The sequence below is a fragment of the Streptomyces noursei genome (genome assembly GCF_016917755.1).
Classification (GTDB): Bacteria; Actinomycetota; Actinomycetes; order Streptomycetales; family Streptomycetaceae; genus Streptomyces; species Streptomyces yunnanensis.
On the sequence record NZ_CP070326.1, the window covers coordinates 1,867,459 to 1,882,671 of the forward strand.

The window sequence follows — 15,213 nt, forward strand, 5'->3', positions numbered from 1 at the left end:
AGCCACCACATGCACGTCCACGATCTTCTCCAGCTCGATGCGCTCGACCTGACCCTCCTGTGGGGCGAGGACCCGCTGCTCGCCCAGGAGGTCAGCGGGGTGACCGCCACCGACCTGGAGGACCCCGCGCGGTTCCTGCAGTCGGGAGAGCTGGTGCTGAGCGGGCTGGTGTGGTGGGCGCCCGGGGACGACCGGGAGAAGGTGGACCGCTTCGTGGCGGCGCTGGCGGACGCCGGGGCCGCGGCGCTGCTGGCCGGGGAGGAGACCCACGGGACGGTCCCCGACGTCCTGGTCGAGTCCTGTCGCGCGCACCGCGTCGCCCTGCTCGCGGTGCCCGCGCACACCACGTTCCGCGCCATCACCGAGGCGGTGTACCTGCGCCGGTGGGGAGACCTCAGCCGCCGCCCGGCCGGCCACTACGCGCTGCCGGAGAACGTGCGCACCGAACTCGCCGGGATGCTCGCCGGGGACGCGGCGCCGGACGCGCTGCTGGACCGGGCGTTCGCGCACCTGGGCGGCCCGGCCTGCGCCCTGCTGTCCGCCACCGGCCGGGTGATCGCCCGCACCCCGGCCGCCACCGGGCTGACGGCTCGGCAGGCGCGGCGGCGGCTGGCCTCCGGCACCGGCACCACCCTGCGGATCGAGGGCGACCCGGGTCCGTACGACGCCTGGTTCCTGCATCTGCACGACGCGGACGACGCGCCGCCGCGCGTGCTGCACGAGATCGCCGAGGTCGTCGCCCAGTACCGGCACCACGAGGCGGCCCGGGATACGGGCGCGCGGCGGGCGGCGGACGTGCTGTTGACGCTGGCCGCCACGGTCACCGCCGAGCGGGCGGCGCTCGACGCGGCGCTGCACGCCTGCGGGTTGCCCACGGACGGCCCGTTCCGGGTGGTGCTGGCCGCGCTGGACGACACCGAACCCGAGCAGGCGGTGCGGGCCCTGACCGAGGCGCTGCGGCACGCGACCGGGGCGCCGTTCGCGGCCGGACTGCTGCCGGACGGCACGGCGGCCGCGGTGGTCGCCGTCGACACCGGCGCCGAGGCCGACGGCGGGGCCGACGGCGAGAAGGTGCCGTCGCTCGGCGAGATATGGCCGGCGCTGCACGACTGCCGCCCGCAGGCGCCGCTGCACGCCGGGATGAGCGGCCCGGCGATCACCGGCGGAGACCTCAACTCGGCCCTGGACCAGGCCCGTTACGCACTGTCCGCGGCCCGGTCGGCGGCTCCGGAGGGCGCCGGGGTGACCTCCGTCGACGACCTGACGACGCTCGGCGCGCTGCTCTCGGGGGTGCCGGCCGAGGTCCGCGCGGCGTTCAGCAACCGGGTGCTCGGCCCGCTGGCCCGCGGCGGCAGCGCCTCGCACCGGATGCTGCTGGAGACGCTGGAGGTGTTCCTCGGCCAGCACGGGTCCTGGGCGCGCACCGCGGAGATCCTGCATCTGCACGTCAACACCGTGCACTACCGCATCCAGCGGATCGAGACCCTCACCGGCCGCGACCTGTCCCGGCTCGACCACAAACTGGACCTGCACGCGGCGCTGTTGTGCCGCTGACCGCCGAGGAGCACGGGCGGGTTCAGCCGCGCTCCTCCGGCCGGTCCACGTGCACATGGGTGGACTTGACCCGGGCGGTGGCCTCCACGCCGACCTCGATGCCCAACTCCTCGACGGCCTCGCGGCTGACCACCGACACCACCCGGTGCGGCCCCGACTGGATCTCCACCTGGGCGATCACGTCGTCGAGGGTGACCGCCGTGACGATCCCGGCGAACGCGTTCCGGACCGAGGTGCGGATCTCGCCGGGCACCGGGTGCTGTCCCGCGGCCCGCTCCTTGGCGAACGCGGCCAGGCTCACCCCGTCGATCGCGCGGTTGCCCGCGCCGTCCCGGTCCATCCGCAACTGCCCGCCGTCGGCCCAGCGACGGACGGTCTCCGAACTCACACCCAGCAGCCGCGCTGCCTGGCCAATGCTGTACGAGGGCACGTCGGCACTCTAGGACTTGTCCGGTCGATCATGTGCGGAGCCAGATGGTGAGGGCGGCGGCGGTTGCGGTGCCGAGGTAGATGTAGCGGCGTTTGTCATAGCGGGTGGCCACGGCTCGGTGTTGCTTGAGTCGGTTGATGGCTCGCTCGATGGTGTTGCGTTTCTTGTACCGCTCTTCGTCAAAGCCGGGTGGCCTCCCGCCGCGTGCGCCTTTGCGTAGGCGGGCGGCTTGGCTGTCGGTCTTCTCCGGGATGGTGTGCCGGATTCCTCGCCTTCGCAGGTATGCGCGACACAGCCTGTTGCTGTAAGCCTTGTCCGCGGCAAGGCTGTTGGGCTTCTTCCGTGGTCTGCCCGAGCCGACCCGCGGGACGCGGATCTTGTCCATAACGGCCTTGAACTGGGTGCAGTCCGCCCGCTGACCTGGGGTGACGACCAAGGACAGTGGGCGGCAGCGGCCGTCCGCGCTCAGGTGGAGCTTGGTGGTGAACCCGCCGCGCGAGCGGCCCAGCCCCTCACCTCCCGCACCACCTCCACCAGCCGGCCGCACAGGCTCTGCCACGGCGTCTCGCCCTGATGTTCGTGCAGTTCGGCCCCCTTTGACACCGGGACCGGCGGCGGATCATTGCGGGCGCCGGCCGCATGCTGGTGGGCGCGGACGACGGTGGAGTCGACCGAGATGTCCCAGTCGATCTCACCCGCGGCGTCAGCTGCCGCCTGGACCTGCTGGAGCAGATGCTCCCACGTGCCGTCGGCCGACCACAGCCGATGGCGTTCATAGACGGTCTTCCAGGGCCCGAACCGTTCCGGCAGGTCACGCCACTGCACCCCGGTCCGCACCCGATGCAAAATCCCGTCGATGACCTGCCGATGGTCCCGCCACCGGCCACAACGCCTGTTACTGACCGGCAGAAACGGCCGCAGCCGTTCCCACTCGGCATCACTCAGATCGCCCCGCCCCATGTCCACATCAACGACCTGAGCCAGGGATAGTCACATGATCGACCGGACAAGTCCTAGGGCCTGTCGGCACGCTCCGGTCATCCGCCCGGAGGGCCGTAGCGTGCCGACGTCACGGCCGGCCGTTGCCGGGCCGACGCGGGGCGGGCCGGCGGCGCAGCGCCTCGGTCAGTTCCTCCAGGGCCGGCAGGGCGTCGGGCAGCTGACGCCGTCGGCCGGGGGCGAGGCGGCCGAGTTCCTCGGCGAGCACGCCGGCGGTCTCCCGCCGTACGGCGTCCAGCAGCGCCCGCCCGGCGGCGTTCGGGCTGATCAGGCTGGCGCGCTGGTCGGCGGGGTCGGGGCGGCGGGTGATCCAACCGCTGCCGTCGAGCAGGTCCACCATGCGGGAGGTGGTGGAGAGGGTGATGTTCATCCGGGCGGCGAGTTCGCCGATCCGCAGCGGGCCGTGGGCGGCGAGCTCGGCCAGTGCGGCCAGTCGGCTCGGGGTGAGGTCGGGGTGCGGGCTCTGGCCGCGCAGCAGCGGCACCAGTTGCTGGAGCACCTGGCGCAGCCGGCCGGCCAGTTCTGCGGGGTCCTCCGGCTGGTCGGGGGGCGGGCGGGGGACGGGTGGCCATCAGGGACTCCCGGTGTCGGGCGGGCTCGGTGGCGGGGCCGCGGGCGGCCGGTCGGTGGCGGCCGGCGGCGCGGCGGTCCGCTCCGCGACCACCGCGGGGGCCGGCTCCGGGCGTCGGGCGCGGGCCGGTGGCCGGCCACGCTCGTCGTGCACGTACCGGCCGCCGCTCAGGAGTGAGGCGACGGCGGCGATCAGACAGGCGGCGATGGCGAAGTCGAAGGCGACGGCCAGTCCGTCGGCGAACGGCGCGGTGATCATCAGCGAGAAGAAGATGCCGATGTACGGCACCATGGCGGAGTTCTGGAAGGTGGTGCTGATGCCCGCGCCGACCCCGCGCTGGTCGGGCGGCAGGCTGTTCATCACCGCGGCCCGGTTGGGTGCCGCGAACAGCCCCATGCCGATGCCGTTCAGCAGCAGGATCACCGCGAACGCCGGATAGCCGAAGTCGACCGGCAGGGTCTGGAGGGCGGCGAAGGTGCCGGCCGCCAGGACCATCCCGCCGGTGGCGAAGGTCCGCGCCCCGAAGCGCCCCGAAGCGGTCCGAGGCCCGGCCGGAGACCGGCCCGAGCCGGAACATCGGCTCGGCGGCCCGGGTCTCGACGCAGCAGAAGAGGACCAGCAGCGCCACCCCGCCGCCGAGCGCGGCGAGCACGGCGGGGTTGGTCCAGCCCATGGTGTGCCCGGCGTACGGCTGGATGCCGTAGGTGGTCCCGGTGAGCACGGCGATGAGCCCGGCGGCAAAGGTGAGGTTGCCCCACCAGTCGGGCCGGGCCGGGGGGCGGATGCCGGTGTCCCGCAGTTTCAGGTACGCCCAGACCGTGCCGGACAACCCGAACGGCACCGACACCAGGAAGACCAGCCGCCAGTTCACCGGTCCGAGCAGCCCGCCCAGTGCCAGTCCCGCGAACGAGCCGGCGATCCCGGCCGCCTGGTTCCGCCCCAGGGCCAGCCCGCGCTGGGAGGCCGGGAAGGCGTCGGTGAGGATCGCGCTGGAGTCGGCCATCAACATCGCACCGCCCACGCCCTGGCAGAGCCGCATGGCGATCAGCCAGAGCAGCAGCCCGGTGTAGGGCGACCCATGTGTTTCCCACGGGACCGCGCTCCCACCGGGAGGTGTTTGGTTGTCCGCAACCAAGTGTTTCCCCACCCAATCCATGCCCGTCCGGGGATGCCGACCAGGCTCCCGGAGCGCCCGGTCCCCGGCGGGTGGGCCGGCGTGGCCGCCCACCCGCTCAGACCAGTCCGGCCCATGCGTGAACGGGCCCCCGCGCGGGGTGCACGGCCGACCCGGAGACGCCCGGAACCGCACGCCCGACTCCCTCAAACCTGCTTCTCCGTAAGGGAGTTGACGCCTCTCCCGCCCCCTCCGGCGAGCGGCCGGCGCACCGGAACGACATCGGGACCGGGATTGCAGTAACACACAGTCATCGTCCGGATTGCGACGGTATATAGCGAATGTCAGCCTGGTGTCCCGCTCATCGAAGGAGTTGATCGCATGGTTACGGATCGCACGGCGCCAGTCGAAACGGCTGGCCTGGCCTCCGAAGTCGAGGGGCTGCTCAGCCCCGCCGAGCCCGACGGCATCTACCGCGACAGCCGTGAGTGCGGCGGCGGGCTGCTGCTGCTCGGCGCACTGCTGCTGTCGCCCCCCACCCCTCGCCCGAAGTCCGGCGATCGCTGAGGGGAATTGTGTTGGCTGAACAGACGCAGGGAGCCGTCCCGCTAAGCGCTGTAATTGCCGATGCCGCAACCGGTGTCGCCCTCGCCCTTCAGGGCGGGGGCGACCCCTATGCGCTCTCCCGGATCCTGCGCCAGGGCGATCCGCTCGCCCCGGCCGCGGTCCGGGTGCTGGGTGCCGACGCGCTCGCGCCGTACGCCCTGGAGCACCGTGCGGTGCCGGTGGGCGCGGACGACGAGGCGGTGGTGCGGCAGACGTTGGCGAGTTACCCCCCGGGCGCGGATGCCTCCGGAGTATCGGCGTGGAGCTACCGCGGCCTGGTCGAGGCCACCCACGCCTATCTCGTCTCCGGCGCCCGACCCTGGCCGCGGCCCCCCGAGGCCGGCACCGAGTGGCTCGACACCGACCCCTGGCCGCGGCTCGCGCACCGGATCTCCCAGCTCGCGGCGTTGGCCCTGCCCGGCCTGGCCACCGACCTGGAGGAGCAACTGGCGGTGCGCACAGACGATTTGGCCCGAGGTTTCGTCCGGGCGGTGCGCCGCCGGGACTGGCTGCAGGCCGCCGGAGTGGGCCGCTGGCTGGCCCGACTCCCCGACGTACCGCCCACCCTGGGGTTGGACGCGGGGCTGGCGTTCGTCCGACAGATGGGCGGCGGCGACCCGCGGGTGGCCCTGCATGTCGTGGCCGCGCAGCGGTTCTTCGGGCGGGGCTGATGACTGCCGGCCGAGGTGACCCGGAGCTGCTGGACCGGATGGTCGGCAGCAGCCTGGGGTGGCTGGCGCGGTGGCGGACCCGCTTCCGCCTGCCACCGGACGTGACGACCGACGCCGACCCCAACCACACCCTCAAACCCCTCGGCGAACTGGCCGAGTTGACGCAGTTCATCGCCTCCGCGCACCCGCGCGCCGACCTCCGCTCGGCCGCGGCCGAGCTGTTCGCCTTCGCCTGGCGGGAGACCGGCGAGGGCGAACTGTTCGTCGAGCTGATCCGCGGGGAGCCGTACGCCACCTACCCGGTGGAGATCTACGGCGCCTTCGCCCAGGCCGGGTTGCGGCACCCGGCCGTCGAGGCGCTGGCGCTGACCACCACCGGGTTGCGCGGCTGGCGGGTGGCCCGCGAGGACCACACCCGCACCCTGGCGGTGCTCAACGCCGAACGGCGCATCGGACTGCCCCAACACGGCGACTTCGACGACGAGTTCTCCCGCACCGGACTCGGGGTGCTGCCGGAGCCCTGGGCGCTGGACGGCAAGGCGGCCTACGGCCTCACGCACGACGTCTTCCACCTCACCGACTGGGGCCGCGACCGCCGGCGACTGGCCCCCGAAACCGCCGCCTACCTGCGACTCTGGCTCCCCTCCTGGCTGGAGAACTGGCTGGACGAGCAACTGCTGGACCTGGTGGGCGAGTTGCTCGCGATCGCGGCCATCCTGCCGGCCGCGCCCTACGACGCGGCGGCCTGGCGACGGCTGGCCGCCGCACAGGCCGCCGACGGCAGCGTGCCGGAGAGCACGGCCGTGCCCCGGCCCACCGACCCGACCGAGACGTTCCGGGCCTGCTACCACTCCACCCTGGTGACCGCGTTCGCCGCCACCCTCGCCCGTATCGCCGCGGCCGGGGCGGGGACCGAGCCGGTGGCGGCCGACGACGCGGTGGCGGCGGCCCGTCAGCTCCCCTTCGAAAGCGAGGCTGCGCTGTGACCGTGACGACTGCGCCCCTGGCCTCCCCGGCCCCCCCGGCACTGCTGCACCAGGTCGGCGACCGGGCCCTGAGCTGGCTCGACGCGCACCGCGACCTCTTCCGGCTCACTCCCGAGGACCGCGCCACGGGTAGCGCGACGATCGAACGGCTCAAGCCCGTAGGCGAGTTGGCGATCAACATGCATGTGCTGTTCCGGGAGGGCGTGGCCGGCTCGCGGCAGCGCACCCGGGCCGGTGCGCTGCTGGACTTCACCTGGCGGGAACTGCTCGACGGCGGCAACGTCCTGGCCGCGCTCCAGCACGACGAACCGCACTCCCCGGTGCCCATGGAGCTCTACGCGCCGTTCCACGAACTGGGCCACCGCCACCCCGGCCTGGAGGCGGCCCTGGACGTCGCGCGGCGCACCACCGGCTGGACGGCCCTGGAGATGATGCCCAATCGGCGACTGGGCCTGCTCAACACCGAGCGCAGGCTCGGGCTGCCGCCCACCGCCGACTTCGACCAGGCCGTGGCGCGCACCTGGCTGGGACAGCTCCCCGAGCCCTGGACGGTGCAGCTGCACATCGCCTACGACATCACCCACACCGTCTTCCACCTCACCAACTGGGGCGCGGCACCGGACCGGATCCCACCGGATATCGCCGACTACCTCACCCGGTATCTGCCGGCCTGGCTGGACGACTGGGCCGACCTCGGGCACTGGGACCTGCTCGGCGAACTCCTGGTCGTGGACGCCTGTCTGCCGCGCCCGACCCTGGACGCGCGGCTGTGGGAGCGGTACGCCGCCGCCCAGGACGCGTCCGGCGCGATGCCCATCCAGCGCGCCATGCCCGAGGGCGACCCGGAGGTGGTCTTCGACCTGCTCCACCACCCGACCCTGGTCGCCGCGTTCGCCTCGGCGATGGCCACCTCCCGCGCGCTCTCCGCCGACGCCGGCTGATGCGGACCGCACCCGGCGGGCCGGCGCTCGCGGACCGGCTGACGGAGGCGTTGACCCGGATCGACGCCCCGGACGTCGTGCTGGCCGTCACCCGGCAGGGCCACCGCACGGTGGTCAGCGGCGGCACCGCACTGGCACCGCCCACCCCGCGCCCCGCCCTGCGCTACGAACTCGGCTCGCTGTCCAAGACCTTCACCGTGCTGCTGCTCGCGGACCTCGCGGTGAACGGGGTGCTGTCCCTGGACGATGCGCTCACCGCCCGGCTGCCGCGGCTGCCGCTGAGCCACCCGCGGTCCGGCCGGATCACCCTGCGGCACCTGGCCACCCACACCTCCGGACTGCCGCGGATCCCCACCGACCTGCTGCGCGGCGCACTCATCCGCCCGTACGAGAACGGCTACGCCGGCTACGACACCGAGCGGCTGCTGCGCACCTTCGCGCGGACCCGGCCGCGCCACCGGCCCGGCACCCGCTGGCACTACTCCAACTTCGGAGTGGCGCTGCTCGCCCCGGCGATGGGCCACACGACCGGGATCGACTACCCCGACCTGCTCACCGCCCGGGTGCTGAAGCCGCTCGGGCTCACCGGTACCACCCTGGCACCCGGCACGACCGGCACCGAGGCCGTCGGCCACCGGACCAACGGCACCACGCCGGTCCGCAGCACCGACATGGGCGCCTTCGCCGCCGCCGGGGCGGTCCGGTCCACCCCCGGCGACATCCTCACCTACCTGGAGGCGCACCTCTTCCCGGACGACAGTCCGCTGGCCCGGGCGCTGCGCGAGGTGCGGATCCCGCTGCTGCGGCGCGGCTGGCGGCGGCGCAACACCCACACCCTGACGTGGTACCAGCACCCGGCGCCGCGCGGGCCGCTGCTGTTCCACGTCGGGGCGACCTTCGGCCAGCAGGCGTTCATCGGCTACCACCCGGCGTCCGGGACCGGTGTGGTCGGGCTGGCCACCCGTCGCGGCCGGACCTGCCACGTGGTGCCCACCGCCTACGAGCTGCTGTACGGGCTGGCCGGCGAGGACGGCTGAGGCCGCGTCGGGCCGGCGGTCACAGTTCCCCGGCGAGGATCCGGGCGAGCAGCGTCTCCGGGTTCTGTTCGGCGGCCCGGTCGAAGATCGCGGCGTACGCCCCGTCGCCGATCGCGGCGCGGGCCCGCTGCTCGCACTGCTCGCGCACCGCGCGGAGTTCGGGGGTGCCGCGCTGCGGATGGCCGACGGTGCGCCAGATGGCCTGGCCGCCGCCGTGGACCTGGGCCGCGAGCGCGCCCTTGCCCTGGGCGGCGATCGCGGCGGCCAGCAGGTCCAGGCCGAGCGCGATCCCGAACTTGTCGCCGATCAGGCGCTTGGCGGCGAGCATGGCGCGGGCGTGGTCGGCGGACTCCTCGGGCCGCTCCTGTAAGAGGGAGACCAGGGCGAGCTGGTAGTCGGTGTAGGACCGGGACCAGTACTCGCCGCGCTGGACGCAGCCCTGCCGCAGCACGGTGGCCGTGTGCCGGGCCTCGTCGAGCCGGCCCAGGGCGGTGAGCGCGAAGAGCCGTACGAGGTGGCAGCGGAGCCGGGCGGCGGAGCCGAAGGGGTCGTGCGGGGGCGGGCCGAGCACCTGGTCGGCGACGGTGTGGGCGGTCAGCGGGCGGCCGGCCATCAGGTGGGTGAGGCCGATGAGGTAGCCGGCGGCGAGCATCGCGTCCTGGTCGCCGGCCTCCCGGGCGGCGCGGGCGCACTGCCGGCCCAGGCTCTCGGCGGTGTGCAGCTCGCCCTGGAGGAGGACCGCGACGCCGAGCGCCCACAGGGCCCGGGTGCGGGCCGGGCCGGGGGCGTCCTCGGCGGCGAGGGCGCGCTCCAGGTAGTCGCGGGCCTCGTGCAGATGGCCGCAGCAGGTCCAGAAGAAGCCGATGGCCGCGCAGAGTTCCTGGGCGCGGCCCGGGGCGCTGTCCAGCAGGTGGTCCAGCGCGGTGCACAGATCGACGTACGCCCCGGCGATCCGTCCGTACCAGGTGACCTGGTCGGGGCCGAGCCAGCCGTCTTCGGCGCGGCGGCCGAGGCCGACGAAGTGCTCGGCGTGCCGGTCGGCGACGTCGGTCGTCTCGTCCAGCTCGGCCAGCCACATCCGGCCGTACTCGCGGAGGGTGTCGAGCATCCGGAAGCGGTTGCCCTGGCGGCTGAGCACGGACTTGGCGGTCAGGCCGGCCAGCGCGGTGCGCACCGTGTCGGCGGTGAGCGGGCCGTCGGCGCAGACCGCGGCGGCGGAGTCGGCGTCGAAGGTGCCGCGGAAGACCGAGAGCCGGGCCCACAGCAGCCGCTCCAGTGGTGCGCACAGCTCGTGGCTCCAGCCGATGGCGGTGCGCAGGGTGCGGTGGCGCGGGGTCCAGGACACGCCGCTGCCGTCCAGGGCGTCGAGGCGGGAGCCGAGCCGCTCGGCGACCTGGGCGAGCGGGCGGTGCGCCAGCTGGGCGCCGGCCAGCTCCAGGGCCAGTGGGATGCCTTCCAGGCGCCGGCAGATGAGGTCCGCGGCGCGGGCGTTGGTCGGGTCGGTGAGCGGGAGGTCGGGGGCCGCGGCGCCGGCCCGCTCGGTGAACAGTGCCAGCGCGTCGTTCTCGCCGGTGCAGGGCAGCGGGCCGATCTCGGTGATCCACTCCGCGGGGACGCCCAGCGGCTCGCGGCTGGTGACCAGGACCGTCACGCCGGGGGCGGCCGTCAGCAGGTCGCCGACCAGGTCCCGGCAGGCCGCGACGAGGTGCTCGCAGGAATCCAGAACCAGCAGCAGATCCTTGTCGGCGAGCCATTCGCAGAGCGCGGCCACCGGCGTCCGTGCCGAGTGGTCCGCGAGCCCGACGGCGTCGCAGACGGTGGCGACCAGCAGCTGGTCGCCGTCCAAAGGCCAGAGGGGAGCCCAGTGGACGCCGTCGGGGAACCGTGCGGCGGCGGCTCTGGCCGCCCGCATCGCGATCCGGGTCTTGCCCACCCCGCCGGTGCCGGTCAGGGTGATCAGCCGATGCCGCGTCAACTCGCCGCTCAGTCGCCTCAGTTCGGACAGTCGGCCGACGAAGCTCGTCGACTCCTCGGGAATGTTGCTCGCCACCGGCCCAGTTTGCCCCACTCCGCGGACCGTCCGCGTCCGTCGTGGAACGGGCCGGTTCAGGGAGTGACGATGGGAAAGTTGGGGTCCGGGGCGCTGAGCAGGTCGAGCAGCTCGTGGAGGGCCGCACCGGGCTCACCCTCGTGAGTGACGGCGGTCGGGACCCGGCCGCCGAGCAGCTCGCGGAGCTGGGGTTTGGTGAGGGTGAGGGTCAGGTCCGGCCGGCTGTCGGCGGTGGGGGTGCCGGGGGTGCTGAGGTGGGTGAGCGCGCCGTTGGAGAGGGTCAGATGCCAGGTGCGGTCCTCGTCGGCGAGGTAGAGGTCGAGGGTGAGGTGCTTGTGCCAGGCGCGGGGGCCGTCGACGCGGATGGCGAGCGAGTCCAGGAGCTGGTCGACGCTGCGGGCGCGGACGAGGTCGGGGGCGGGGGCGTCCGGTCCGGTGGTGTCGGGGCGGGCGGCGGCCCGGATGCCGCGCAGCTCCATGGCGCCGGTGAGGTAGTAGTTGCGCCAGGTGCCGTTCTCGCAGCCGTGGCCCAGCCGCTCGTAGACGGTGGCGAGTTCGCGGCGGGCGCGCAGGTTGTCCGGGGCGGCGAAGACGGCGTGGTTGAGCAGGGTGGCGGCGAACCGCAGGTCGCCGGCGGCGGCGTAGCGCTTGCCGGCGTCCACGGTGGCCTCCACTCCGCCCAGGGTCTCCACGTAGCGCCGGGCCTGCTCGGTCGGCGGGTGCTCCCACAGGTGGGCCGGGTTGCCGTCGAACCAGCCGAGGTAGCGCTGGTAGATCGCCTTGACGTTGTGGCTGAGCGAGCCGTAGTAGCCGTGGTGCGCCCAGAGGCGGGCCAGGCCCGGGGGCAGCCGCAGCTCCTCGGCGATCTCCGGGCCGGTGCGGCCCTCGTTGAGCAGCCGCAGGGTCTGGTCGTGGAGGTAGGCGTAGAGGTCGCGCTGGCCCGCGAGCAGGCGGCGGATGCGGGCGTTGCCCCAGGTGGGCCAGTGGTGGGAGGCGAAGGCGACCTCGGTGTCGGCGCCGAAGAGGGCCAGCGCCTCGTTGAGGTAGTGGGCCCAGCGCCGGGTGTCGCGGACCACGGCGCCGCGCAGGGTGAGAACGCTGTGCATGGTGTGGACGGCGTTCTCGGCGGTGCACAGCGCCCGGTGGGTCGGGGCGGCGAAGTTCATCGCGGCGGGGGCGTCGGCGCCCGGGGTGAGCTGGAAGACCAGGCGGACGCCGTCGACGATCTCCTCCTGGCCGGTGCGGGTGATGTCCACGGTCGGCGGGACGAAGCTGCGGGTGCCGGCGGAGGGGAGGGTGCCCAGGCCGCAGCCGATCTGGCCGTCCGGTCCGGTGGGGAGCTGCGTGCCGTACATGTAGACCGCGCGGCGGGCCATGGCCGGGCCGGTGTAGAGCTGCTCGCCGACCGCGCTGTCCCGGAACCCGGCGGGTGCCAGGACCGGCACGGGAGGGTGTCCGGACGGCAGCACCCCGCGGGCGCCGCCGAAGTGGTCGGCGTGCGCGTGGGTGTAGATCAGGCCGGTGACGGGCCGGTCGCCGCGGTGTTTGCGGAAGAGTTCCAGCGCCGCGGCGGCGGTCTCGGTGGAGAGCAGCGGGTCGACGACGAGAACGCCGTGGTCGCCCTCGATGAGCGTCATGTTGGACAGGTCCAGCCCGCGGGCCTGGTAGATGCCGTCGGTCACCTCGTACAGGCCCTGCCGGCTGACCAGCCGGCCCTGGCGCCACAGGCCCTCGTCGGCGGTGTCGGGGCAGTTCCCGGCCAGGAAGGCGTGGCGGTCGGCGTCCCAGACGAGCCGGCCGTCCGCCGTGGTGATCCGGGGTGGGTCTAGCGAGGCGATGAAGCCGCGGTCGGCGTCGGCGAAGTCCTCGTGGTCGTCGACGGGCCCGGCGTCATCCAGCGGCACAGTGGTCACGGCGCGCCACCTCTCCGGGACGGCGGGCCATCACGGCGCATGGCCCACACGTTTGATTTAACCGAAGATGCCCGGTTGCCGCACGTGTGGGCCGCGCGCCGACAGGCTCACACCGGCTCGGCCTCGATGACCGAGAAGCGGTTGGGGCGCGGGAGGGCGGTGACGGAGCGGACGGCGAAGCCCGCGGCGCCGCACAGCCGCTCGAAGTCCTCCCGGGTGCGCTCCCGGCCGCCCACGTTGACCAGCATGTTCAGGTCGCTGAGGTAGCTGATCACGTCGGCCGAGGGGTCGGCGACGTCCGGCAGGACCGGTTCGACGATCAACAGCCGGCCGTGGTCGGGGACGACCCGGCGGACGTGGCCGAGGATCTGCCCGCACTGCTCGTCGTTCCAGTCGTGGATCACGCTCTTGAGCAGGTAGAGGTCGGCGCCCTCGGGGGCGGTGGCGAAGAAGTCGCCGGTCACCAGGGAGCAGCGGTCGGTCAGCCCGTGGGCGGCGAGCCGGGGGCCGGCCTGGGCGAGGCCCTCGGCGCGGTCGAAGACGATGCCGCGCAGCGCGGGGTGGGCCCGCAGCACACCGGCGAGCAGGGTGCCGTCGCCGCCGCCGAGGTCGGCCACGGTGTCGAAGCGCTCGAAGGGGAAGGCCGTCGGCAGCAGCTCGGCGGTGTGCCGGGTGGCCTGGCTCATCGCGGCGTTGAACTCGGCCGAGAGGTCGGGGTGTTCGGCCAGGTAGCCGAAGAAGTCCGTGCCGTGGACGGCGTCGAAGGCGGGCGTGCCGGTGCGGACGCTGTCGTCCAGGCACTCCCAGGCGCGGAGCAGGGTCGGGTCGGTGAACATCCGGGCGAAGGACCGCAGCGAGCCGGGGATGTCGCCGCGCAGCTGTGCGCCGACCGGGGTGACGGCGAAGTGGTCCGGGGTGGGTTCGGTGAGCAGTCCCAGTCCGGTCAGCGCCCTCAGTAACCGTGTGAAGCTCCGGGGTTGGGCCGCGCACTCCGCGGCCAGGTCGTCGGCGGCGCGCGCCCCGTCGCCGATCCGGTCCACCACGCCGAGGCGGACGGCGGCGCCCACCGTGTGGCTCGCCATGGCGCCGTAGGCGAGCGTGACGAGGGCGTTGCGGGCCTGGTCGGCGGGCAGGTGCTGCTGGGGCTCCTGGTGCGCGGGGGTCTTCTGCGGCTGGGTGTCCGGCATGTGCGTTCCCTCTCCGGTGATGTCCGGTCAACGGCGTTACGCACGGCGCCCGGCAGGGCACAACAACGCCTGTGTGCCGTTGTGCACCACACCACGGGCCGCCGCACTTAGGTAACCCTAAGTCGGCCCGATCTTCGAGGCAACGCTCATCCGCCACCCTGCCCGTTCGGCGCGACCGGCAGTACCACCCGGGAGAGGAGGGACGCCCCCTGTCCCCCGACGACGACACCCAACTCCGCGACCTCGCGGAACAGTTCCCGCCCGACACCGCCCCCTGCCCGCCCGTCGGCATACCGGCGGTCCCCGCCGCACCGTTCCGGCGCTGGGCGGTTTGGCTGATACTGGCCACCGCCATCGCGGTCCTGGTCACCGGGGTGGCTCTGGCGCACGGACTGGTCCTGGCCGGCGGGCTGGTGCTCGCCGGGGTGGCGGGACAGCTCTGCACGCCGAGCCGGTCCGCGCCCCCGGGCCACGACCACCGTCGGTAGCCGCTCCGGAACCGCCGGTACGTCGCCGGACGTGCCCGGCCCGCTTGCCGTCGCTGTGGGACTCCGAAGGGCAAGCGGGCCGGTGGTTTTCACACGCCCCCGTGGGAGCGCGCCTCATGTGGCGCGGCGACTTCTCGATGCCACGGCGACACACAGTGCGCCCAGCACCAACGTCAGGGCGCCGATGACGATGTTGTTCCAGATGACCCCCGCATCGGGACCGCGGCCGACGATCCAGGGCGCCACGATCAGCCAGGCGCCGATCGCGCACATCGCGCCGCTCAGGCCGTACATCCGTTCCGGAGTGACGGTGAACCCGACTGCCAGCAGGGCGATCGCGATGCCGACGATGAGGTTGTGGGTCATCAGCGCCGGCTGGGAGGCCGTGTAGTGCACGATCCACGGGGATACCGCGCAGTACAAGCCGACCAGGAAGACCGGCCCGTCGACGAGCACCACATCACGCCCGCCGAGCGTCTGCTCGAACCGCTCCCTCATCTCGGAAACGTCGGGGTGACCAGCGAGATCTCCTCTGGGGTGTGAGACGTCGGCCATGCGACTCGCCTCCTTCGCTCCATGTCGGGGCCGCATCGCGTGGCATCAGCCGCGCACCTTTATTTTGCTCTTATGTCGCCTTTATGTGTAGATGTCGGACCATGAGAATTT

13 protein-coding genes and 2 pseudogenes are annotated in these 15,213 nt (G+C 73.5%); 6 read left to right on the plus strand and 9 right to left on the minus strand.

The window, feature by feature from the left end; genetic code table 11:
* Window positions 1-9: 9 nt before the first annotated feature.
* On the plus strand, window positions 10-1,554 hold the full coding sequence (locus tag JNO44_RS08045; protein ID WP_205362563.1) for a helix-turn-helix domain-containing protein: 1,545 nt from the start codon (window positions 10-12) through the stop codon (window positions 1,552-1,554).
* A 22-nt stretch (window positions 1,555-1,576) separates the two neighbouring features.
* Here JNO44_RS08045 and JNO44_RS08050 read toward each other — a convergent pair whose 3' ends face one another.
* From JNO44_RS08050 to JNO44_RS44785, 5 genes and pseudogenes are all read right to left on the minus strand, one after another.
* A complete protein-coding gene (locus JNO44_RS08050) occupies window positions 1,577-1,984 on the minus strand; it encodes a TOBE domain-containing protein (RefSeq protein ID WP_073448184.1) in 408 nt (135 codons plus the stop codon).
* A 28-nt stretch (window positions 1,985-2,012) separates the two neighbouring features.
* A pseudogene (locus tag JNO44_RS08055) lies at window positions 2,013-2,944 on the minus strand (IS5 family transposase).
* Window positions 2,945-3,053: 109 nt separating this feature from the next.
* Window positions 3,054-3,482, minus strand: a complete 429-nt coding sequence (locus tag JNO44_RS08060) for a MarR family winged helix-turn-helix transcriptional regulator (protein ID WP_240167481.1) — start codon at window positions 3,480-3,482, stop codon at window positions 3,054-3,056.
* 72 nt (window positions 3,483-3,554) lie between these two features.
* The gene (locus tag JNO44_RS44780) at window positions 3,555-4,049 is read right to left on the minus strand and encodes an MFS transporter (RefSeq protein ID WP_338058561.1); all 495 of its coding nucleotides are present in this window, start codon (window positions 4,047-4,049) and stop codon (window positions 3,555-3,557) included.
* A gap of 91 nt (window positions 4,050-4,140) precedes the next feature.
* A pseudogene (locus JNO44_RS44785) lies at window positions 4,141-4,710 on the minus strand (MFS transporter); the annotation flags it as partial.
* A 339-nt stretch (window positions 4,711-5,049) separates the two neighbouring features.
* Between JNO44_RS44785 and JNO44_RS08070 the strand changes: the two are divergent.
* The 5 genes from JNO44_RS08070 to JNO44_RS08090 are packed head-to-tail and all read left to right on the plus strand — an operon-like array spanning window position 5,050 to window position 8,909.
* Complete coding sequence (locus JNO44_RS08070) at window positions 5,050-5,235, plus strand: hypothetical protein (protein WP_205362566.1); 186 nt, start codon at window positions 5,050-5,052, stop codon at window positions 5,233-5,235.
* 11 nt (window positions 5,236-5,246) lie between these two features.
* Window positions 5,247-5,945: a hypothetical protein gene (locus JNO44_RS08075; RefSeq protein WP_205362568.1), complete on the plus strand. Its 699-nt coding sequence runs from the start codon at window positions 5,247-5,249 to the stop codon at window positions 5,943-5,945.
* Complete coding sequence (locus tag JNO44_RS08080; RefSeq protein WP_205362570.1) at window positions 5,945-6,931, plus strand: DUF6895 family protein; 987 nt, start codon at window positions 5,945-5,947, stop codon at window positions 6,929-6,931. The genes JNO44_RS08075 and JNO44_RS08080 overlap by 1 nt, the downstream gene beginning before the upstream one ends.
* Window positions 6,928-7,872: a DUF6895 family protein gene (locus JNO44_RS08085; protein ID WP_205362573.1), complete on the plus strand. Its 945-nt coding sequence runs from the start codon at window positions 6,928-6,930 to the stop codon at window positions 7,870-7,872. The genes JNO44_RS08080 and JNO44_RS08085 overlap by 4 nt, the downstream gene beginning before the upstream one ends.
* Complete coding sequence (locus JNO44_RS08090; protein ID WP_205362575.1) at window positions 7,872-8,909, plus strand: serine hydrolase domain-containing protein; 1,038 nt, start codon at window positions 7,872-7,874, stop codon at window positions 8,907-8,909. The genes JNO44_RS08085 and JNO44_RS08090 overlap by 1 nt, the downstream gene beginning before the upstream one ends.
* A gap of 19 nt (window positions 8,910-8,928) precedes the next feature.
* Here JNO44_RS08090 and JNO44_RS08095 read toward each other — a convergent pair whose 3' ends face one another.
* The 4 genes from JNO44_RS08095 to JNO44_RS08110 form a co-directional block, all read right to left on the minus strand.
* Window positions 8,929-10,959, minus strand: a complete 2,031-nt coding sequence (locus JNO44_RS08095) for an ATP-binding protein (protein ID WP_205362577.1) — start codon at window positions 10,957-10,959, stop codon at window positions 8,929-8,931.
* Window positions 10,960-11,015: 56 nt separating this feature from the next.
* Window positions 11,016-12,872 (minus strand): alkyl/aryl-sulfatase, encoded by a 1,857-nt coding sequence (locus tag JNO44_RS08100; RefSeq protein WP_268825862.1) that lies wholly within the window; start codon window positions 12,870-12,872, stop codon window positions 11,016-11,018.
* A gap of 107 nt (window positions 12,873-12,979) precedes the next feature.
* Window positions 12,980-14,059, minus strand: a complete 1,080-nt coding sequence (locus JNO44_RS08105) for a methyltransferase (protein ID WP_205362578.1) — start codon at window positions 14,057-14,059, stop codon at window positions 12,980-12,982.
* Window positions 14,060-14,661: 602 nt separating this feature from the next.
* The gene (locus JNO44_RS08110; RefSeq protein ID WP_205362580.1) at window positions 14,662-15,102 is read right to left on the minus strand and encodes an SPW repeat protein; all 441 of its coding nucleotides are present in this window, start codon (window positions 15,100-15,102) and stop codon (window positions 14,662-14,664) included.
* Between the last annotated feature and the right edge of the window lie 111 nt (window positions 15,103-15,213).